Origin of the sequence: Streptomyces sp. FIT100 (assembly GCF_024584805.1) — a bacterium.
GTDB lineage: Bacteria > Actinomycetota > Actinomycetes > Streptomycetales > Streptomycetaceae > Streptomyces.
This window is the reverse complement of sequence record NZ_CP075715.1, coordinates 7,707,261-7,728,037: the sequence shown is the minus strand read 5'-3', so window position 1 is coordinate 7,728,037 and position 20,777 is coordinate 7,707,261. Positions and strand designations below refer to the sequence as shown.

Annotated in this window: 14 protein-coding genes; 9 read left to right on the top strand and 5 right to left on the bottom strand. The window is 70.6% G+C overall.

Translation table 11 applies throughout. The features are described from left to right. Nucleotides 1–1,290: 1,290 nt before the first annotated feature. Nucleotides 1,291–2,466 carry a LacI family DNA-binding transcriptional regulator gene (locus KK483_RS34285; protein ID WP_262009113.1) on the bottom strand — a complete coding sequence of 392 codons (1,176 nt, stop codon included), beginning with the start codon at nucleotides 2,464–2,466 and terminating at the stop codon, nucleotides 1,291–1,293. A gap of 365 nt (nucleotides 2,467–2,831) precedes the next feature. On the opposite strand from KK483_RS34285, the gene KK483_RS34280 reads away from it, so the two are divergent. Further along, nucleotides 2,832–3,461: a class I SAM-dependent methyltransferase gene (locus KK483_RS34280; protein ID WP_262009112.1), complete on the top strand. Its 630-nt coding sequence runs from the start codon at nucleotides 2,832–2,834 to the stop codon at nucleotides 3,459–3,461. An 89-nt stretch (nucleotides 3,462–3,550) separates the two neighbouring features. On the opposite strand, the gene rph is transcribed toward KK483_RS34280, so the two are convergent. Next, the gene (rph, locus tag KK483_RS34275) at nucleotides 3,551–6,175 is read right to left on the bottom strand and encodes a rifamycin-inactivating phosphotransferase (RefSeq protein ID WP_262009111.1); all 2,625 of its coding nucleotides are present in this window, start codon (nucleotides 6,173–6,175) and stop codon (nucleotides 3,551–3,553) included. A 445-nt stretch (nucleotides 6,176–6,620) separates the two neighbouring features. On the opposite strand from rph, the gene KK483_RS34270 reads away from it, so the two are divergent. Both KK483_RS34270 and KK483_RS34265 read left to right on the top strand, forming a co-directional pair. Next, on the top strand, nucleotides 6,621–7,193 hold the full coding sequence (locus KK483_RS34270; protein ID WP_262009110.1) for a dihydrofolate reductase family protein: 573 nt from the start codon (nucleotides 6,621–6,623) through the stop codon (nucleotides 7,191–7,193). A gap of 228 nt (nucleotides 7,194–7,421) precedes the next feature. Then, the gene (locus KK483_RS34265) at nucleotides 7,422–7,661 is read left to right on the top strand and encodes a hypothetical protein (protein ID WP_262009109.1); all 240 of its coding nucleotides are present in this window, start codon (nucleotides 7,422–7,424) and stop codon (nucleotides 7,659–7,661) included. Nucleotides 7,662–7,717: 56 nt separating this feature from the next. Here KK483_RS34265 and KK483_RS34260 read toward each other — a convergent pair whose 3' ends face one another. Beyond that, the gene (locus KK483_RS34260; RefSeq protein WP_262009108.1) at nucleotides 7,718–8,104 is read right to left on the bottom strand and encodes a VOC family protein; all 387 of its coding nucleotides are present in this window, start codon (nucleotides 8,102–8,104) and stop codon (nucleotides 7,718–7,720) included. Nucleotides 8,105–8,453: 349 nt separating this feature from the next. Between KK483_RS34260 and KK483_RS34255 the strand changes: the two genes are divergently transcribed. The 4 genes from KK483_RS34255 (at nucleotide 8,454) to KK483_RS34240 (ending at nucleotide 16,631) form a co-directional block, all read left to right on the top strand. After that, entirely contained in the window at nucleotides 8,454–10,931 is a 2,478-nt protein-coding gene (locus KK483_RS34255; RefSeq protein WP_262009107.1) for a SpoIIE family protein phosphatase, read from the top strand. Nucleotides 10,932–11,631: 700 nt separating this feature from the next. Beyond that, entirely contained in the window at nucleotides 11,632–12,561 is a 930-nt protein-coding gene (locus KK483_RS34250) for an endonuclease/exonuclease/phosphatase family protein (RefSeq protein WP_262009106.1), read from the top strand. A gap of 264 nt (nucleotides 12,562–12,825) precedes the next feature. Then, nucleotides 12,826–14,979, top strand: coding sequence for a DUF4139 domain-containing protein (locus KK483_RS34245; protein WP_262009105.1), 2,154 nt, complete (start codon nucleotides 12,826–12,828; stop codon nucleotides 14,977–14,979). Between the two features lie 8 nt (nucleotides 14,980–14,987). After that, nucleotides 14,988–16,631, top strand: a complete 1,644-nt coding sequence (locus KK483_RS34240) for a DUF4139 domain-containing protein (RefSeq protein WP_262009104.1) — start codon at nucleotides 14,988–14,990, stop codon at nucleotides 16,629–16,631. 159 nt (nucleotides 16,632–16,790) lie between these two features. On the opposite strand, the gene KK483_RS34235 is transcribed toward KK483_RS34240, so the two are convergent. Continuing rightward, a complete protein-coding gene (locus tag KK483_RS34235) occupies nucleotides 16,791–17,981 on the bottom strand; it encodes a winged helix DNA-binding domain-containing protein (RefSeq protein WP_262009103.1) in 1,191 nt (396 codons plus the stop codon). A 262-nt stretch (nucleotides 17,982–18,243) separates the two neighbouring features. On the opposite strand from KK483_RS34235, the gene KK483_RS34230 reads away from it, so the two are divergent. Further along, the gene (locus tag KK483_RS34230; protein ID WP_262009102.1) at nucleotides 18,244–18,663 is read left to right on the top strand and encodes a YciI family protein; all 420 of its coding nucleotides are present in this window, start codon (nucleotides 18,244–18,246) and stop codon (nucleotides 18,661–18,663) included. Nucleotides 18,664–18,671: 8 nt separating this feature from the next. Further along, nucleotides 18,672–19,817 (top strand): RNA polymerase sigma factor, encoded by a 1,146-nt coding sequence (locus KK483_RS34225; RefSeq protein WP_262009812.1) that lies wholly within the window; start codon nucleotides 18,672–18,674, stop codon nucleotides 19,815–19,817. A 179-nt stretch (nucleotides 19,818–19,996) separates the two neighbouring features. Here KK483_RS34225 and KK483_RS34220 read toward each other — a convergent pair whose 3' ends face one another. Further along, nucleotides 19,997–20,761, bottom strand: coding sequence for a dienelactone hydrolase family protein (locus tag KK483_RS34220; protein ID WP_262009101.1), 765 nt, complete (start codon nucleotides 20,759–20,761; stop codon nucleotides 19,997–19,999). Nucleotides 20,762–20,777 lie beyond the last annotated feature (16 nt).

The following is a 20,777-nucleotide window of genomic DNA, read 5'->3' as shown; positions in this document are numbered from 1 at the left end:
CCCGGGCCCATCTACGGAAGATTCCTGAAACCGGCGGGCGCAAGGCGCGATGTGCGCGGGCTGTCGGGGGTGCGTGGTGCTGTGACGCCTCATGAGCGGTAGTCCGTTGAGGCAGTGGCTCGCGAGGGCACGTCTGCCGTGAACAGCGTTACCTAGACGAACTGCTGATCCTGTATCAGTCAGCCATGAACGAACAAAGCCACCTCTGCCGGGTCTGCCGTCTGGCGCGATGACGGGCCACACGCTTGGCAAAACGACCAGGCACAGGTGGATCAAGGAAGTCGACCACGGGCCATCGGCGAACGCGCCTCAGGCGCGCCCGAAGAACCGACCTCACACCAGAGGGTTCGAGACACGTTGTGCAAAGCCTGCCGGCCTGCGGAGGCTCACCGCGTGGATATGAACAGATTCAAGATCAGGCGATGGTGGCTTACTGCTGGGACGACGCCCCGGGGGCTGGACCTATCAGGTTCGAAACCCCGCAACCCCGCAGTGATCCAACTTCGACATGTAGCGTGACACGGCGATCGAAGCGTGTCAATTGACCCCTTTCCTCCACATCGGAGATCACGACTCTCCACGCGCGCGCAAGCAGCTGGGCGCGAGCGAACAGAGAGCAGCCCGGACCCTCGACAGCCGAGAAAGCGCCGCCCGAGATGGAAACCCCGCCACTTGCCGTAGAGGAGACCCGGGTTGAACGGACTCGCTGCGCCGACAGCAGTCCGGCTGGAGATGCTTGAGGAACACCAAGCCGAGACAGGACGACCCTGGGCGAGCCAATCAGGCGATGGCGGCTTGCTGCTGGGACGACGTCCCGGGGCTGGACCTATCAGGTTCGAAACCCCGCAACCCCGCAGTGATCCAACTTCGGCATGTAGCGTGACACGGTGATCGAAGCGTGTCAATTGACCTCTTTCCTCCACATTGGAGATCACGACTTTCCGCACGCGCGCGCAAGCAGCTGGGCGTGAGCGAACAGAGAACAGACCCTCGACGCGAAGCACCGCTCGAAGAGGTTGCCGTTCGAGGGGATCGCCATCCGAGCGTTGCGCCCGTCGACGGTGGTCGGGAGCTGCCCGGTCATGACTCCGGGCCGGAAAGCGGGACGGTTCTGTGTGTCTCAGCAGATGGGTGACCATGACACGGGTGACTGAACCGCCAACTCCGTTCGGGTCCGGGTGGGCCGCAATCTGCCGGGTATCATGCGGCAGTGCTCGGGTCGGCTGATGCATGCGCTCGAAGATGTCCCCGGAGCGCCAGTCGGGTTCCGGAGTGAACCTGTCTTCGCCGTCAGGTGTTGGTGAGGTGCTGGGTTGCGAGCGGGCAGTCATCGCCGATGAAGCCGTGGTGGTGAGCATCCTTCCCTGGGGTTCGGCCTCCGCAGGATCCTCGTAGCTGGAGATCGGGCATGAGTTCCAATCCCCAACGTCGTGCGTGGGGATGTCCCACTCGGCGCAGGAGGAGTTGCACAGCGGCCTCGCCGAGCGCTCTTCGGGGTGAAGCGACGGCAGTGAGTGGCACGTCGGTGGTGCGTGCGTAGTCATCGCCGTAGCACACGATGGCGAAGTCATCCGGTACGCGAACGCCTTGCAGAAAGAGCCGCTGAAGCAGTCTGACGGCGTCCATGTCCGTGTGCACGAGCGCTGCTTGCACACCCTTGGATTTTCTCAGTTCGAGCAATCTGTCAGCTTCTTGATCGAAGGTTTCGAAGTCTCCGAAGAGATGACGCTCCCGGGGGGACAGGTCGTCGTCGGCGATGCCCAGTGCGCTGGTGGCTGCCCGGTAACCGGATCGGATGTAGGGAAGAGTGTGGGTGTTCCTGGACAGGAATGCGATCCGCTGGTGTCCTAGCCGCGCCAGGTGCCGTACAGCCAACGCGGCTCCCTCCGTGTGAGCGATACTGACGTGGTCCATCCTCGCCTCGTCGACGCCTGCGGGCAGCCTGCGCTCGACCAGCACGGCGGGCACGTCCAGTGCCAGGATCTGCTCCATCTCTTTCTCAATGGGCCCGTTAATATCCCAACTCGGCGACAGCAACAGCCCCTTAACGCCAGCTTCCACCATCGCCTGCGCCTGCACGACTTCACGACTGTAGAAGTATTCGGAGACGGCGACGATCAGGCGGACCCCGGCTGCGGTGGCGGCCGTCTGGGCTCCCAGAACAATGGGCCGGAAGTGGTGTTCCACAGTGGGCACCACCATGCCCAGCACGCACTCCCGACGAGATCCGACTTGCCGACTCCGCCGAGCCGACCGTGTGTCCTGTGTGCTGGGAAGCTCAGTTGGCCAGGAAACAGAACCGTGCAGCCAGCGAACCTCACCCAGTTGATTCAAGGCGGCCACGTCCCGCCGGGCGGTCACCGTGGAGACGCCGAGCTCGGTGGCCAACTCGGCCACCCGTACCATTCCTCGGTCGTGCACGATACGAAGAATCCGCTCTCGTCGCCCTTCAACTGTCTCCCGCACAGCCCGACCCCACCGCCCACCATCAATTGGTACGACAAATCAAATGGCCATTCAATTTCCTTGACGGAAAGGATACGTCATCCAATTCAGTCGAATATGCGATAGCGCCCGGAGCACGCGTTGCCCGGGTGTGTCATGGTGGTGACCGCGGTCCTCCGCTTGATTGTCCCCGACACGAGGAACAGGGCGGCGCCAACCGCAGCACTGCGGTATGTGGCTATCGGTGAGCTGCCCGGCAGCGGGACGTCCTTTGGCCACGGTGATCGACCCCGCCGCATCGGGGGCCTAAACTTCCTCCGGCTGGGTGGGGGTCGGCAAGGGGCCGGAGAAGCCTCGCACGTGTACGGGTGTTAGCTTCCTGTCCCGTGGCGGAGCACCAGGACGAGACCAGGACGGCCTACGACGGGGCCGTCGAGCAGTACGCGTCGATGTTCGCCGATCGGCTGGACACGCAGCCGTTCGGGCGGGCCATGGTCGGCACCTTCGCCGCGCTGGTGCGCGCGACGGGGAACCTGCGGACGGCCGACGTGGGGTGCGGCCCCGGACATGTCACGGCCATGCTGCACGACCTGGGGCTGGACGCCTTCGGGCTCGACCTCTCCCCGGGCATGGTCGACCATGCCCGGCGGGCCCATCCGGCGCTGCGGTTCGACGAGGCGCGGATGGAGGCTCTGCCGGTCGAGGACGGCGCGCTCGGCGGTGTGCTGGCCCGCTACTCGATGATCCATACCCCGCCTGGGGAACTGCCCGCGCTGCTCGCCGAGCAGGTGCGTGTCCTGGCACCAGGGGGCCTGCTTCTGGTCTCGTTCTTCGGGACGGAAGGACCGGAGCCGGTCCGCTTCGACCACAAGGTGACGCCCGCCTACAGCTGGCCGGCGGACCGGTTCGCCGAGTTGCTGGCCGGGGCCGGGCTCCTCACGTTCGCTCGGCTGCTCCACGACCCGGCCTCCGAACGGGGCTTCCTCGACGCCCACTTGATGGCCCGTCGCCAGTAGGGCGTGCCCCCTGGCCTTCGGGGCGGGTGCTCGGCACTGTCCCGTCGGAAGCTCCGCAAGCTTCGGATGCGGCTTCCCGGTGCGGTCGGTCACGGCAGGACCTCGACGTACCCGTCGGTTCCGTGTACGCGGATCCGCTGCCCGTCCAGGATCAGCCGGGTGGCCCGCTCCACGCCCACGACGGCCGGCAGGCCGTACTCCCGGGCGATCACCGCGCCATGGGTCATCAGACCGCCCACCTCCGTCACCAGGCCCGCGATCCCGACGAACAGCGGCGACCAGCTGGGGTCCGTGAAGGCCGTGACCAGGATGTCGCCCGCTTCGACATCGGCCTCCGACATGTCGAGGACGACGCGGGCCCTCCCTTCGACGGTCCCGGCGGAGACCGGGAGGCCGATCAGGGCGCCGGCCGGCACGTCGTCGCGCCGGTAGGCCCCGGTGACGGCCTCACCATCCGATGTGAGCACGCGGGGCGGTGTGAGCGCGTGGTACGACCGGAACGCGTCCTTGCGCCGCTGGATGAGCCGGCCGTCCACCTGGTTCGTACGCACGACGTCGTGGAGTTCCTGGAACGTGAGGTAGAAGATGTCCTCCTTCTCAGGGAGCACGTCGGCCTGCACGAGGCGCCCGGCCTCTTCCAGGAGGGCCTGCTTGTAGACGAAGGAGCGGCTGACGATGCCGTACTTCGGGTACTCCCGGTACCCGATGAAGGCCCGGACCCGGTCGATCATCCGCTTGGCCTCGTCGGCTTTCCGGTCCCCGTCCGGCAGGGCCCGCAAGCGAGACAGCACGTCCTGTTCCTTCTTCTGCGCCTTCCGCCGTCCTTGCTCGAAGCGCCGTTCGGCGGCTCCCGGCTCGAAGTTCCTGACGTTGTCGAGGAGTACGGGCACGAGCGTGGAGGGGCGCTCGCGCCAGCGTGGCCTCGTGATGTCGATCTCGCCGACGCAGCGCATGCCGTACCGGTCGAGGTAGGCATCGATGGCGTCGCGCGCTTCGGTCCCGCCCGCGAGCTTCGCCAGTTCGTCCAGGAAGTCCTCGTCCTCGACGCGCTGCAGGAACGCCAAGACCTCCGGATGCGGGCGGATCACGTCCGCGACGTCGAGCAGTGCCAGTCCCATCTCCGACGTGATGTTGCCGGGGGCGGACAATGTGAGCGTGTCGGCCGCGTTCTTCTCGCCCAGCCACTCCTGCAGCTTGTCGTTGAGCCACCACGTGGCCTCCATCGCCGCCGTGATCGCCTGAAGGTTCAGCGGATCGCCGAGGACTCGCTTGTGCTCCTCGAACGCCTCCAGCAGGAAGTCGAACAGCGCCGGTCCGGTCTTCGTCCGGATGTCGCGCTCCAGGGCGGCGATGGACATCCGGCTGCGCTCGACCAGCTCGGTGACGATGGCCGGATCGGTAGCGATCGGGGCGGAGGCGGGTCCCGGCGGGCCACCGGCCGGCGGGCCACCGGGACCCGCGTCCGGGAGCGACGGGACGAATTCGTCGCGGTCGAGGACGGTCTCCAGAGCGTCCCTGATCAGCGGGTCGCCTCTCCCTATGACGTCCAGGAGGCCGGCGCGGCTCGCGGGCGAGGCCAGCCGCCGGGTGACGTCGACGAACAGCCTCCCGCCGGCCTCGTGCATCGGCACCATGGCCGTCAGCTGCCACACGGAGAGCCCCAGGGGCTTCATCGGGTCGGTCATCATCTGCCCGTGGCCGACGGAGACGTAGACGTGATTCTCCTGGTCGCCGGTCTCGGGGATGGGGAACAGCGTCGTGATCGGCCGGCTCTGAACGATGTGGAAGCCGTCGTCGTCAAGGCACCATTCGATGTCCTGCGGGCGGCCGAAGTGCGCTTCGATCCGCCGCCCGAGCTGCACGAGCCGCACGACCTGCGCATCCGTCAGCGCGGGCTGCTCCTGCCGCTGTGCGTCGATCGCCACGTCCTGCACACCGCCGGCAGGCAGGGCGTGAACGGCACGTTGTTTGGCGGCGATCGCCTTGGCGACGACTTCGCCGTCCCGCACCTTGAAGACGTCCGGGTTGACCAGGCCGGAGACCAGGGCCTCGCCGAGGCCGAAGCCGGCGTCCACGGTGGCGACCTTCCGGTTGCCCGTGACGGGGTCGGCCGTGAACAGGATGCCGGCCGCGTGCGGGAAGACCATCTGCTGCACGACCACAGCCATGTGGACCGCACCGTGGTCGATGCCGTTCCGCCGGCGGTAGATCACGGCCCGCTCGGTGAACAGCGAGGCCCAGCACCGGCTGATGTGCTGGAGGACCGCCGCCGGCCCCACGATGTTCAGGTACGTGTCCTGCTGGCCGGCGAAGGAGGCCGTCGGCAGGTCCTCCGCCGTCGCGCTGGACCGGACGGCGCAGGCGGCCTGCTCGCCGAGCCGGGCAAGCGCGCGGGTGATCGCCGCCGCGAGATCGTCCGGGACGGCAATCCCTTCGATGGTCCGACGAATCTGCGCGCTGAGCGTGCGGATCGCCTCCCGGTCGTCGTCCGGGTCGAGGCGCGACAGCTGATCGAGCCGATCGTCGATCGACGGCGCTTCGGCCATGATCCGCCGGAAGGCGTCCGTCGTCACGCAGAAGCCGGCCGGCACGCGGATGCCTTCGATCCGTGACAGCCGTCCCAGGTGCGCGCCCTTGCCGCCGACGACCGCGATCTGTGTCTCGTCAACCTCATCGAGAACCTCATCGAGGTCCCACACGTACTGCTCGATCATCGCGATGCCTCCGAGGCAGTCGTGCTCCGTTGTGCCGTGGTGCCCGATCGAATCACGGCCGCCTCCCGGTCCGTCGAACCCGCGCCTGCGCGCTGAGCACCCGCCAGTGCAACGGCAACTGCAGTGCCGCTCCCCACCGCTGGTCCGACGTCACCGCGTCCCTCGTACGTCGACAACAACACAGGCACCCCGTGCCCCCATTTCCGCAGGTTGTGGCATCGGCCGACGATTCTGCGCCGTGCCCCGGGTCTTGTGGCAAGCCCCCCAGCGCGCTATACGTTGAGAGTGGCAAGGAGAGAGCTCTCCTTGCCTTTGCTTTGCCTTTGCCGTCCAAGGGCACTGCCCACGAGGAACCACCTCAGCCCGGGAAATCCAGCGAGCCGCGATGAGTTCCGCGGCGTCGGGCGGTCATAGTGGTCGATCCTGTTCCCATGGAGGGCTTCTGATGCGCAGCGTGACCTATTCGATGGGCGTCTCACTTGACGGCTACATCGTCGGGCCGGACGGTGGATTCAACTGGACGGAGCCCGACGAGGAGGTCTTCCGCTCCTGGATCGACGAGATCCGCGAGGTCGACGTCCACCTGTTGGGGCGACGGCTGTACGAGACGATGCTGTACTGGGAGACCGCCGACGAGGATCCGTCGCTCGACGAGTCCATGGTCGAGTGGACCGCGCTCTGGAAGCCGCTCCCGAAGGTGGTGTTCTCCACGACGCTGTCGGCGGTGCAGGGCCATGCCCGCCTGGCTTCCGGCAGCCTGGCGGAGGAGATCGAGCGGTTGCGCGCCGAGCCGGGAGAGGGTGACATCGCGATCGGCGGCGCGACTCTCGCCGCCGAGGCGGCCGCGTCGGATCTGATCGACGAGTACCGGGCCAGGGTCTACCCGGTGCTGGTCGGCGGTGGCATTCCCTTCTTTCCCCGGCACGAGCGCCGGGTGCAGCTCGAACTCATCGAAACCCGCACCTTCAGGTCGAGAGTCGTCCACCTCCGCTACCGCGTGGCGCGCCAGGCGGATTGAGACCGCAGGTGTGGCTCCGCGAGCCCTGCCGCCCGTGTCCGCCTCGGCCGGCGCGGTCGTCGCGGAGGTCAAGGACGTGCTCCGGATCGACCAGAGGTTCAGTGCGGTCGACCGTGTGGGGCCCTGGGTGGTACCGCGGAGGCTGGAGCTCGCAGCGGAGTGGTGCGAGGTGACACTCGACTTCACTCGGGCAGTGATCACGCAGAACACCTTGCGGATCGACGTGACATGCGCGGCAAGACCCTGACGCTGATCACCAGGCCGGGCATCGTGGTCGACGCCGACGCCCTGACACTGGAATTCAGCAAGCTCAAGATCCGTCAGGCTCCGGCCCCCGGTACGCCGGTCGTACTGCGGGTGGAGCTGGTCGGCACGAAGAGCTTCGGCCGCGTCGTCGTGCGGCCCTCAGGTCGGTCGTTCGGGCGGTGGCTGCTGCGCAGGCCGGCGGCCCTGCCTGCCGGCGATTGACTCCGGTCGAGCTGATCCGGCTTGATCTCTGCGTACAACCCCACCGGCCATGCCGATCAGGGGCAGCGGCCCGCGAGGACGCAGAACTCGTTCCCCTCCGGGTCGGCAAGTACGACCCAGCTCTCCTCACCCTGGCCGACGTCGGCGCGTCGAGCACCCAGGTCGAGCAGGCGACGGACCTCTTCGTCCTGTTCCCTGTCGGTCGGGTTGACGTCGAGGTGGAGACGGTTCTTGACGGTCTTGCCCTCGGGCACACACGCGAAGGTCAGCGTCGGTGGCACGGGGCCGATTCGGCTCTTGCCTTCAGGCACCATCGGCGAGCCGATGGTGACGATTCCGTCACCTTCGTCCTGCACCTCGTAGCCCAGGACCGAGCACCAGAACCGGGCGAGCGCGACGGGATCGGCGCAGTCGATCGCCAGCTCGGTGAACTTACTGGTCATGACAGGACCTCCCGGTCGAGTAGCGGATCCGGCAAAGGCAACACGCCAACCGCGGCGGAGCGATGATGCCACGTCCGCTCAGCTCACAGGCGGTTGTTCGCACGTGGGGCGGAGGACGCGGCCAGTTCCACCGTGCGACCGCACGAACGCGGCGTTGATCTTCAATTGATCGAGCATCGACATCCTCCCTGGCGAGCGATCGCACCACTGTCACAAAACAGAGCCTCACCTGGTCAATCAGCTGAACATTGGACAAATCGGCTCCGGAGTCCCTACCGCTCACCCGACCATGCGAGGACATCCTTCGATGACCACCATCAATACCAAACAGGTAACGCTCAGTAAGCAGATGAGTGCCTATGAGGTATCCGAATCGGCGATCGCGCTGCTCGACGAGCAAGGGATCGTGGTCGCCTGGACGCAGGCCGCTGAGCGGCTTGTCGGGTACTGCGCGCAGGACATGGTGGGCGGTTCCGTCGCGCTCCTCCTGCCGTCCTTCGGCGAAGCGGCGACGATGTCGGTGTTCGTCAAGCAGTGCCGTGCCCAGAACGGCTGGTCGGGCGCGTCGGCGGTACGTCACCGAGACGGCCGCCTGCTCGATGTCAGCCTGCGGATCTCGGTGCTGCACGGGCAGGACGGGACAGCGCGGTGGCTCGTGTCCATGAGCGACGCCGGCGCGCGGACCGGAGACGCGGTGAACGGAGCGGTGCGGGGCTCGCTCCTTACCCGGGCACCGATCGGCATCTCCGTACGTGACCCGCAGCTGCGCGGTGTCTGGGTGAACGACACGATGGAGAGCCACGACGGCATCCCCCGCGACCGACGGCTCGGACATCGGCTGACCGACACCATGCCCAGTGTCAAGGCCGAAGCGCTGGAGGCGGTGATGCAGCAGGTGCTGGCGAGCGGCACTACCAAGGTCCACGAGTACCGGACCTGGCTGCCGACGAGTCTGGGCCCGGAGCACCCGTTCGCGGTTTCGTTCTCCTGTTTCCGAGGCGCCGACGGCCGAGCGGTCGGGGTATGCGTCATCAGCGTCGACGTCATCGAGAGCCAGCTCGCGCGCGAGCGGCTCGCCACCCTCCGTGAGGCAGGCACGCGCCTCGGCATGACCCTGGACGTGATGCAGATCAGTCAGGAACTGGCCGATCTCGCCGTGCCGCTGTTCGCCGACTTCGTCGCCGTGGACCTGGAGCAGTCCGTCCCGTTCGGCGAGGGCGCCCCGGTCCGCATCGGCTCGGTGGGCGAGCGCCTCCCCGTATTCCGGCGCGCCGGTCTGGCCTCGATCCGCGAAGGAGTCCCGGAATCCCCGTGGGCGCGCGGTGAGCCGATTCCCGTGCCGCCCGCCTCACCCGTCTCCGACGTCCTCGGCACCGGGAAGCCCCATCTGGAGCCGATCGTGGACACCGCTCCGGGCACCTGGATCGACCGGGATCCGATACGGGCGCCGAAGATCCGTGAGAACGGCATGCACTCGCTGATGGTCGTACCCATCCGTGCGCGGCGCGTCCTGCTGGGCATGGCATTGTTCATCCGCACCGAAGACCCGGTGCCGTTCCAGGAGGCCGACCTGCTCCTGGCCGAGGAACTCGTCAGCCGCGTCGCGCAGTCGTTGAACAACGCACGCCAGTACGCGCGCGAGCAGACCACGGCCCTGGCGCTCCAGCGCAACCTGCTCCCGCACCGCTTGAGGGGCGGTATGGCGGTCGAGGCGGCCTCGCGCTACCTGCCCGCCGACATGGACCGCGGTGTCGGGGGCGACTGGTTCGATGTGATCCCGCTGTCCGGCGCCCGGGTGGCCCTCGTCGTCGGTGACGTGGTGGGGCACGGCATCAACGCCGCCGCGACCATGGGCAGGCTCCGTACCGCCGTCCACACGCTCGCCGACATGGAACTGCCCCCCGACGAGCTGCTGGCCCGCCTCGACGACACGGTCCAGCGGCTGGTCGGAGAAGACGCCGACGCGCCGGACCAGGCCCCCGCGGTGGTGGGCGCCACCTGTCTGTACGCCGTCTACGACCCGGTCACCCGCATGTGCACGATGGCGAGGGCCGGGCATCCCCCGCCCGCGATCGTCGACCCGCAGGGCCGGGTCACCTTCCCCGACCTGCCCACCGGAGCCCCACTCGGCATCGGTCTGGGCGTCCCCTTCGAGGCCGTCGAGCTGGAACTGGCCGAGGGAACCCTCCTCGCCCTGTACACCGACGGCCTGATCGAGACCCGTGACCACGACATCGACGTGGGAATGCACCGCCTGGGCACCGCCCTCGCACAACCGGATCGATCCCTGGAAGACCTCTGCGCCCGCGCAACGGAGCCCTTCCAGGGGCAGACGGCTTGCGACGACGTCACCTTGCTCCTCGTCCGCACCCGAACGCTCAGCCCCGACCAGGTCGCCTCCTGGACGCTGCCCCGCGACCGGACCGCTGTCCGCCGTGCCCGGAAACTGGCAGCAGGTCAGCTGGCCCAATGGGGTCTGAAAAGTCTTGAGGACCCCACGAACCTGATCGTCAGCGAACTGGTCACCAACGCCGTGCGCCACGGCACGGGCCCGATCGGTCTGCGCCTGATCCAGCATCAGGCCCTGACCTGTGAGGTGTCCGACACCGACGCCGACTCCCCGCGTCCGCGTCACGCACAGACCGCCGACGAGAACGGCCGCGGTCTCTTCCTGGTCGCCCAGCTGTCCCGCAGATGGGGCTCCCGCCCGACACTGGGCGGCAAGATCGTCTGGGCTGAGGAAGAGCTCACTCCTGCACGCGCGGAGCAGTCGGACCCCGACTCCCTGGCGCGGGCGCCCGGCATGCGCGTCAATAGCCAGGAATGACCGGGCGTCTGCCGGTCCGGCAGACCCGGATGGTCCCGTCATCCAGTCCACGCGCTCCCGTTTCTCCCGCACCGGGCGTGTGCTCGACCGCGCTCTGCGTGCGGTAGGCCATGCGCAGTCGGCGGTCAGCTACCGCTCACCGGGGCCCGACCACCGCCGTCGGCCTACGGCCCGCCGCTTCGCCGCCGCGGACCCCGCGGGTGTGGTGGAGGCGCTGCCGCCCCGTGCGGATCACCCCCAGGCGGTGGGCCTCATGGGCGTACGAGTGCCGCATCGCGGCAGGGGGGTGCCGCGCCGACCGCAGGCGGGCCGGAGAACCGTGCGGACTGTCCGGTGCGCGACTGGATCGCCGAAGAGCGTGCGGCCCCGGTCGTAGGCGTAGACGCCAGTGGCCACCGGCTCGAAAGCTGCCGGATCTCACGACGTGTCGACGGTCCGCAAATCGCCCATGCGCAGCCGAGGTTCTTCGGTGACCGCGGCCAGGGCGGCCTCGCGGTGCGCGACGGCCGGGCGGGCGCCGGCCCGCGGTGCGGCGCCGGGTGCCGGGTGCCGGGTGCCGGGGCGGGAGCGGTTCCGTCGTACCGGGCCGTACGCCACCCGGTGTTCCGACTTCGGTCCCGCGCAGGCCACGTCCGCCACACAAGGCCGTCTGAGACTCTCCGTGGCCGGCCCCGGCCCGTACCAGAAGTCTGGAGTGCACATGTCCGCATCCCCCATCTCTCGCCGTCATGGCATCAAGGCCGCGGCCGCGGCGGCCCTGGCCCTGCCGATCGCCGCCTACGGCACCTCGGCGGCCCAGGCCGCCGAGTCCGCCCAGGCCGTGAGCGCCGGGACCAAAAGCGGAGACGGTGGCCGACCGCTGCGCGTGATGAGCTTCAACCTCCGCTACGCCAGCGCCACCACGCCCAACTCCTGGGCCGAGCGCCGCCCGGTCATGCGGGAGCTGCTGCGCCACGAGGAGCCGCACCTGATCGGCACCCAGGAGGGGCTGTACGACCAGCTGCGGGACATCGAGGCCGACCTCGGCTCGCGCTACGCCGCGATCGGCACCGGCCGCGAGGGCGGCAGCCACGGCGAGTTCATGACGGTCTTCTACGACTCGACCCGCCTCGACCCGCTCGAGTACGACCACTTCTGGCTCTCCGAGACCCCGAACGTGATCGCCTCCAAGGGCTGGGACGCCGCCATCACGCGCATGGTCACCTGGGTCCGCTTCCGGGACCGGCGCACGGGCCGTGAGTTCTACGCCGTCAACACGCACTTCGACCACGTCGGCCAGAGCGCGCGCGAGCACTCGGCGGCGCTGATCACCGAGCGTCTGGGCGGCCTTGACGCCGCCCTGCCCCGCATCGTCATGGGCGACTTCAACGCCGCCGCCCACAAGAACCCCGCCTACGACACCATGCTCAACGGCGGCGCCCTCCTGGACACCTGGGACGTCGCCGAGCGGCGCAGCGCGCTCTACGCGACCTTCCACGGCTACCGCCCCCTCACTCCCGACGGTGACCGGATCGACTGGATCCTCACGTCGCCTGACGTCCGCACCCGCTACGCCGCCATCAACACCTTCTCCAAGAACGGCCAGTTCCCCAGCGACCACCTGCCGGTGCAGGCGGTGCTGGAGTTCTGATCCGACTCGGGCCATCGGTCCGGGCGGCGGGCGGAGTCCGAAGCGGACACACCGGCCGGCGTCGCCCGGACCGATGACCCACCGCGCCTCCGTGACCACCGCGTCTCCGTGGCCCACCACGTCTCCGTGAACGCCTCGGAATCGGCCTCGCCGCCCGACCGGACCACCGTCCCGTACGACGGGCACTGCCGTCCGCCCCTACGCGGACGGGTCGACCCCTGACGTAGGCTTCGCTCGGCATTTGACGCGGCGGGGGCGGGGCGGATGACGGCTGAGACGGCGCAGCGGTGGGAGTCGACCCTCGATTCGGTGGTGGTCTACGCGCAGGGCGCGGTCTGCCGTCGGCTGGCCCGGGGCAGCGTGCCGCCCGACGGTCGGGTGCGGGTCACGGGGCTGCCCCGCTCACTCGATACGGGTTCTCTGCGGGCCCGTGTCCTCGGCGCCTCCGGTGTGCGGGTCGTCGAGGCTCGGGTAGAGGTGGAAGTGGAGGCCGAGCCTGCCGCCCCCCATACCCCCGCTGCCGCCTGCACCCCCGATGGGCTGCGGCGTGAGGTCGAACGGCTGCACGACGAGTACGCGGCTGCGGAGGGGCGCCGGGACCGGCAGCGGGGCCTGATCGAAGAGGTCGGGGCGTTGCGCCCGGTCCCGCCGGCCCGTAAGCGCGAGGACCCGCACCGCCGCACCCCGGCCGACGCGTGGCTTGAGCTCGCCGACTTCGTCGACGAGCGGCTGACGGGCCTTCATGCCCGGCTCGTCGAGCTGGAGGAGGAGCTGCGGCGGGCGGAGCACGCGCTGGAGGTCGCCGCGGACAAGCTGGACCGTGCCTCCACCGACGCGCCGTCGGCACACATGGCGACCACGGTCTCGGCGGCCCTGACCCTCAGCGGCGTCGGGGACCCGCAGCCGGATGTGGAGTTGGAGGTGGAGGTGGAAGTGGAAGTGGAGTACGGGGTGCCGGGCGCCGTCTGGGTGCCCGCCTACCGCCTCACGCACCGTCAGGGCGATGACAGCGGCCGTCTGGTGCTGCGCGCCTCGGTCGCCCAGCGCACCGGCGAGGACTGGAGGGGCGTGCGCGTCGGCCTGTCCACCGCCGACCTGCGGCGCCGCACCGATCTGCCCACGCTCCGATCGATCCGGATCGGACGCCGTCAGCCCGGCCCGGCGCCTTCCGGCTGGCGCGAACCCCCGGCGGGGCTCACCGATCTGTTCGCCGGGTACGACGCGGCCGGCCCGCGCCCCGCCACCGCTGCCAGCGCAGGCGCGGGCGCAGCCGCCGGTTCCGCGGCACTGGCTGTCGGGATCGGATCCGCGCCCGTCGCCGTCCCGCCGCCACCGCCACCGCCACCCACCCTCCAGGGCTACGGTGCACCGCCTCCGAGGCTGCCGGTCCCCGGCGCTGCGGCCGCCGACCCCACCCGGGAGGCCGTCGGCGGCGGTGGGCCCGGCCCCGCGCCGACGGCCCGGTCGCGTCCGGGCGGCGGGGCGCGTCCGGGCAGCGCGTCCTTGGCGGCGCCCGCCCCCATGGCACCTGCCGCTCCCGGCGGTGCCGCGCCGGCTCCGCCGCCGGAGCCGGTGACCGGTCCGCCGCGGCCGAGCGGCGCCGAACTCGACTACGCCGCCCTCGTCCTGAGCGGCCCCGACGAGCAGCGCAGTCGCCGAGGCCGGCTGTTCCCCGCCTCCGCCGGCGACCTGGTGACCGCCGAGTACCGCCGCCGCGCAGAGGCTGTCGCCGCGCTGCCGCTGCCCGGACACGCCGTGCGGCCCCGCGAGTCGGCGGGCTCCTTCGACCATCGCTTCGACGCCGCCGCCCGCGCCGACATCCCGTCGGACGGCACCTGGCACACCGTCACCGTCACCGAGATCCCGGTCGGTCTGCGTACCGAGTACGTCTGCGTGCCGTCCGTGGAGGAGACCGTGTACGCGACGCTGGCGCTCTCCAACGCGACTGACCGGGCTCTGCTGGCCGGCCCCGTGGAGGTCACCGTCGACGACGACTTCGTGCTGACCGCCGCGCTGCCCACCCTCGCACCCGGAGGGGTCCGACGGGTGGGCCTCGGTCCGGCCGAGGCGATCCGGGTCACCCGCCGTACCGAGATGCACGAGTCGGCCTCGGGGCTGCGCAACCACATCACCGTGCTCGACCACCGCGTGCACGTGGAGCTGGCCAACCGGCTCGGGAGGCCCGTCACCGTGGAGGTCCGCGAGCGTGTCCCGGTCTCCTCGGAACCGGACGTCCGGATCGAGGAACGGGCCGACTGGAAGGCGCCCGTGGCCGGTGAGGGGCCCGAGCACCACGCTCCGGGCACCCGCCTCTGGCGGGTGGACCTGCCCGCCGGCGGCACCGCCGCCCTCGACGGCGGCTACGAGATCCGCATCCCGGCCGGCAAGGCCATCGCCGGCGGCAACCGGAGGAGCTGAGCTTCGCCATGTCCACAGCCCCGGGGCCGATCCCCCTCCCCGTCACCGCCGTCACCTGCCTGGAGGACCGAGCCCATGTCGAGCGCACCACCGTGCTCGAACTGGAGGCCGGGGTCCAACGGCTGCGCCTCGGACCGGTCAGCGCACTGGCCGTCGACCGCACGCTGCACGCCGAGCTGACGGCCGATCGAGCAGATCGAGCCGACCGACCGGATGGACCGGATGGACCGGATGGACCGGATGGACCGGATGGACCGGATCGTGCGGCGACCGTGCTGGACGCGCGGATCGTCCGCAGCTGGACGCCGCGGGGCCCGCTGCCGCCCGGCGACGACGACTCGGCGCTGCGCCACCGCCTGCACGCCCTCGAAGAGGAGCGGCTCGCCCTCGGGCAGCGGCGCGACCGTCTCCGGGCCCGCCTCGACCTGCTCGGCCGGCTCGGCGCCGATCTGCTGCGGGAGATCGGCGAGGGCGCCGGGTTCGGCGAGACGGAGCCGGAGCGCTGGGCACGCGAACTGGACCGGGTGGACAGCGGGCGTGACACGCACAGCGAGGAACTCCGCACGGTGGAGGTCCGGTTGACCGCCGTCGCAGGCGAGCTCGCGGAGGGACGGCGGACGCTGGACCTCACCGAGGAGGAGCCCGCGGAGCTGGTCGGCCACATCGAGCTGACCGTGGAGTCCACGGCAGCCGGGCCGGCCCGGCTGCGGCTCAGCCACCTCACCGCGTGTGCGCTGTGGCGGCCCGCCTACCGGGCCGTACTCGACGGGGGCTCCCTGACGCTGGAGACCGACGCCATGGTCTGGCAGCGCACCGGCGAGGACTGGTCGGACGTACGGCTGACGTTGTCGACGGCACGGTCGGCGCTCGCCACCGATCCCCCGCGGCTGGGCGAGGACCGGCTGACGCTGGAGGACCGCTCGGCCGCGGAGCGCCGCACGGTCGGCGTCGAGCTGCGCGAGGAGGACATCGGGGACCTCGGCCCGTCCCCGGGCCTCTCGGTGCCCGCCCTGCCGGGCGTGGACGACGGCGGCGAAGTACGCGTACTGAAGTCCCCGGCTCCGGTGTCCGTGGCAGGCGACGGCCGTGCGCACCGGGTGCCCGTCTCCGTCTTCACCACGGCCGCGAGCAGCGAGTACGCCTGCTCGCCCGAGCTGTCCCCACTGGTCACCCAGGTGGTGCGGTTCCATAACCGGTCCGGCCACGCGCTGCTCGCCGGGCCCGTGGACCTGGTCCGCGACAGCGGCTTCACCGGCCGTGGAACGCTGGACTTCACCGCCCCCGGCGCCCCCGCCGAGCTGGCCTTCGGCAGCGCGGACGACCACCGGGTGGTCAGGGAGTCCGAGGAGACCCGCGACACTTCCGGAATCACCCAGCGGACTCTGGTCACCCGCACGGTCCGGCTGCACCTGTCCCGGTTCTCCGCTCCCGGGGAGCATGGCGATCGGGCGGTCGTGCTCCGCGAGCGGATCCCGGTCTCCGAGGTCTCGGCGGTGCAGGTACGCCTGCGCGAGGAAGCCTGCTCGCCGGCGCCCGACACGGTCGACGCCGAAGGCATCGCCAGCTGGAGCGTCGCCCTCCCGCCCGGCAGCAGTCGTACGGTCACCCTGGTCTACGAACTGTCGGCGAGCGCGAAGGTCGCCGGGCTCTGACACGGCAGCTGCAAGTCCGGATCGTCAGGCCGTCCGTGCAGGTCACGGCCGGTCGCCGGCATGAGGACGGCCAGCGGGCCCACGCGTCGACACACGAACGGCGCGGAGGGCATGGCAGGCGTGAACATGGGCCGTTCGTGGCGCGGAGGATCAGGAGGCTCAGCCGGAGTCGAACTCGACGTCCACGGACGACGCGCCTCGCAACGGTGCGACCTGCTCGGCCTCGTTCCGCAGCAACTTCCTGTCCCGCTCCGGCAGTCGGCCGAACGTCGTGACGGTGATGGTCAGTTTCCGCCCGCTCTTGCGAGGACGCCACGTGCCGGTGATTCTGCCGCCCGTGAGGACCGTGCCGGGTTCGCCGACCGTCTTCCAGATGTCCCGGTGGTACCGGTGGTCGACGATCGTCTCGCGGTCCCGCATCTGGGTGTACGGGTCGCGTGGCGGGAGCAGGCGCACCCCCTTCGGCATCGGTGCCGTCCGCAGTGCGTCGAGGTCCTCGGCGAGGATCCACGACGTGCCGCCGAACTCGACCTGTGTCAGCTCGTCCTCGACCGGGCTCCACCAGGGGTCGGTGTCACGGGCATGGATCCCCGCCCACGCAGCGAAGTGTCCCCGCGTCGACGGTCCGTAGCAGCGCAGATAGCGGCGGAGCAGTTCGGCGCGGGCGAGGTCGGGATCGATGTGCGGGATCGGTTGCCCGAGCCACTCGTCGACCAGGACGAACGGTGCCTCGTTCCCGGCGCGGGGCGCGAAGCAGACGACGCGTTGCAGCGAGAGGATGCGGATGCAGAAGTGCACGACCCCCTCGCCGAGCGGCTGGCCCGGGGCGTAGGGGCCTTCTTCTTCCCAGATGCCGCGTCGTCTCTTCGGCAGGGTGCGGGCAATCCGCTCGGCGACCTCCGCGCCCAGTTCGTTGATGGCGAGCCGGCGCCCGGAGAGCACGCCGCCGATCTCGGCGCCGGTCAGCTCGACCGCCTCGATCAGGCTGATACCGAGCTCCTCCAACGCCGGCTCCACGCCGGGAATGAAGTGGCGCAGCGCCTCCTCGGTGGGCGGGAGCACGCCGGTGGTGAACACCGGTGCGTCCGAGGCCGGGAAGTAGAACGGCGAGCCGCGCATGCACCAGCTCTGCAGCAGGCTCTTCTCCTCGGCGACTGAGTCGGCCACCCGTTGCTGCGTAACGTCGCGCACCCTGGCGTGCAGGGCGAGCAGCGCCGAACCGGGCGGGCTGTTCTGGACCCCGCATCGGCCGGCCGCGTCGAGCAGCCCGTCCGCGCTCGACCGTTCGGTGAGGTGATGGGCGCCCAGACGAAACGCGATGACGTCGCCTCTCGAAACCGTGTCAGCCACTGTCGGACGGTATCGCGGCCCGTCGGCCGCCCCGTGTGAGGCTGTCTCCAGCAGCGTCGGCGTGGCCCGGGAACGAGCCGATCGGACGCAGCAGCGCGCCGCCATCAGCAGGCGCTCAGCGCCGTCGCCGTGCGCTGCGGCAGCCTGTCCACGGATTCCGGCAGGAAGTTCCGGACGGCGATGTCGAGAACCCGTGACCGGCTCCGTCCCCGCAGTGAACGCGACCACAATGGGGGTCGCACCAGCACCGAGGAGAACGACGATGGCCAAGTACCTGCTGCTCAAGCACTACCGCGGCGCCCCGGCCGCGGTCAACGACGTGCCCATGGACCGGTGGACGCCGGAGGAGATCTCGGCCCACGTGCAGTACATGCACGACTTCGCGGCCCGGCTTGAGGGGACCGGTGAGTTCGTCGACGGTCAGGCGCTCGCCCCCGAGGGGACGTTCGTCCGGTACGACGGCGAGGGGCGCCCGCCGGTCACCGACGGCCCGTTCGCCGAGACCAAGGACCTCATCGCCGGCTGGATGGTGATCGACGTCGACAGCTACGAGCGCGCGGTCGAGCTGGCCGGGGAGCTGTCGGCCGCCCCCGGGGCGGGCGGGAAGCCGATCCACGAGTGGCTCGAGGTGCGCCCGTTCCTGGCCGCGTCGCCCACCGTCACGGAGTGCCCGCACCGATGACCTCTGCGGTGAACGAGCTTCTGCTCCGGAGCCTCACGCCGAGCGTGCTCGGGGTCCTCGTCCGCCGCGGAGCCGACTTCGCGGCGGCCGAGGACGCCGTGCAGGACGCCCTGGTCGAGGCCGTCCGCGTCTGGCCGGCCGACCCGCCGCGGGACCCGAAGGGCTGGCTGACCACCGTGGCCTGGCGCAAGTTCCTCGACGCGGCCCGGTCGGACGCCTCACGCCGCCGGCGTGAGGACCTCGTCGACGAGGAGCCGGCGCCCGGGCCCGCGCCCGCGGTGGACGACACGCTCCAGCTCTACTTCCTGTGCGCCCACCCGTCGCTGACGCCGTCGTCCGCGGTCGCGCTCACGCTGCGCGCCGTGGGCGGGCTGACCACCCGCCAGATCGCCCAGGCATACCTGGTGCCCGAGGCGACCATGGCGCAGCGCATCAGCCGGGCCAAGCGCACCGTCTCCGGCGTGCGGTTCGACCGGCCCGGCGACGTCTCCACCGTGCTGCGCGTCCTCTACCTGGTCTTCAACGAGGGCTACTCCGGCGACATCGACCTCTCCGCCGAGGCCATCCGGCTCACCCGGCAGCTCGCGGCCTCGATCGACCACCCCGAGGTGGCGGGCCTGCTCGCGCTCATGCTGCTCCACCACGCCCGGCGCGCCGCCAGGACCGCGCCCGACGGCAGCCTGGTGCCGCTCGCCGAGCAGGACCGCGGCCGGTGGGACACGGAGTCGATCGCCGAGGGCGTCGAGATCCTGCAGGCCGCCCTCGCCCGCGACCGGCTGGGCGAGTTCCAGGCCCAGGCCGCCATCGCGGCGCTCCATGCCGACGCGCTCACGGCGGAGGAGACCGACTGGGTGCAGATCGTCGAGTGGTACGACGAGTTGGCGCGTCTGACGGACAGCCCGGTCGTCCGGCTCAACCGTGCGGTGGCCGTCGGCGAGGCCGACGGGCCGCGCGCCGGCCTGGCGGCGCTCGCGGCGGTGAACGACGCGCTGCCCCGTCACGCCGCGGTGGCGGCGTACCTCCACGAGCGCGACGGCGATCCGGCGACGGCGGCGCGGCTGTACGCGGAGGCGGCCCGGAAGGCACCCAACCTCGCCGAGCGGGACCATCTGACGCGCCAGGCCGCCCGTCTCCACGCCCGCCGGACTCGCTGAGGGGCCACGCTGGTACGTTCCCGCGCTCTTCGGCGCGGCCCCGTGGCGAGCCGGGTCGGGCCGGGGCAGTCCGGGGCAGTGACCGCATGCGCGCCGGGGCGTGGTGCGGGCTGTCTGAAGAAGGGCCCGTCCCGGCCGATCCGTGAAGCGCCCCTCGTCGGGTCACGCGGTGCGCCGTATCAGCCCGGTCGGAGCGTGCGGCTCAGCAGGGCCAGCAGCGCCTGCCAGTGGCGTTCCTCCGCCTGGGCGTCGTGGGCGGCGGTGTCCGCCTGGGTGAAGCCGTGGTGCGCGCCGTGGTAGACCTCGCTGCGATACGTGACGCCCGCCGCGGTGAGGGTGCTTTCGAGGAGGGCGATCTGGTCCTCGGTCATGGACGGGTCCTGGTCCGCGTGCGCGAAGTACAGCTCCGCCGTGATGCGGTCGGCGAGCAGGTGCGGACTGTCCGCGGCGTCGGTGGCCAGGCGCCCGCCGTGGAAGCAGGCCGCGGCCGCGACCCGCTCCGGATAGGTTCCGGCGGTGCGCAGTGCCAGGACGGCGCCCATGCAATAGCCGGTGAGGCCGACCGGCCCGTCGTCGGCCAGGGGTGAGGCGGCGAGACAGGAGAGGTACACCCCCGCGTCGCGCATGGCCGACTCGGGCGTGAGGGCCTGCATGACGGGGCCGAGAGCCGCGAAGATCTCCGGGCGCCGGACCGGGTCGATGACGTCGGGCAGCTCGACCACGGGGGCCCTGCCGTGGCGGTAGAACACATTGGGGACCAGGACGGTGTAGCCGGCCGAGGCAAGGCGGTCCGCCATCCTCCGCAGTTGGGGGCGCAGCCCGAACGCGTCCATGTAGAGCAGGACCGCGGGGTGCGGGGCGCTGTCGCCGGGGTGGGCCAGGTAGGCGTCGGCGGTGCCGTCCTGGGTGGGGATGTCCACGGAGGTTCCGCGCACGACGGGCATGACCGTTCTCCTTCTC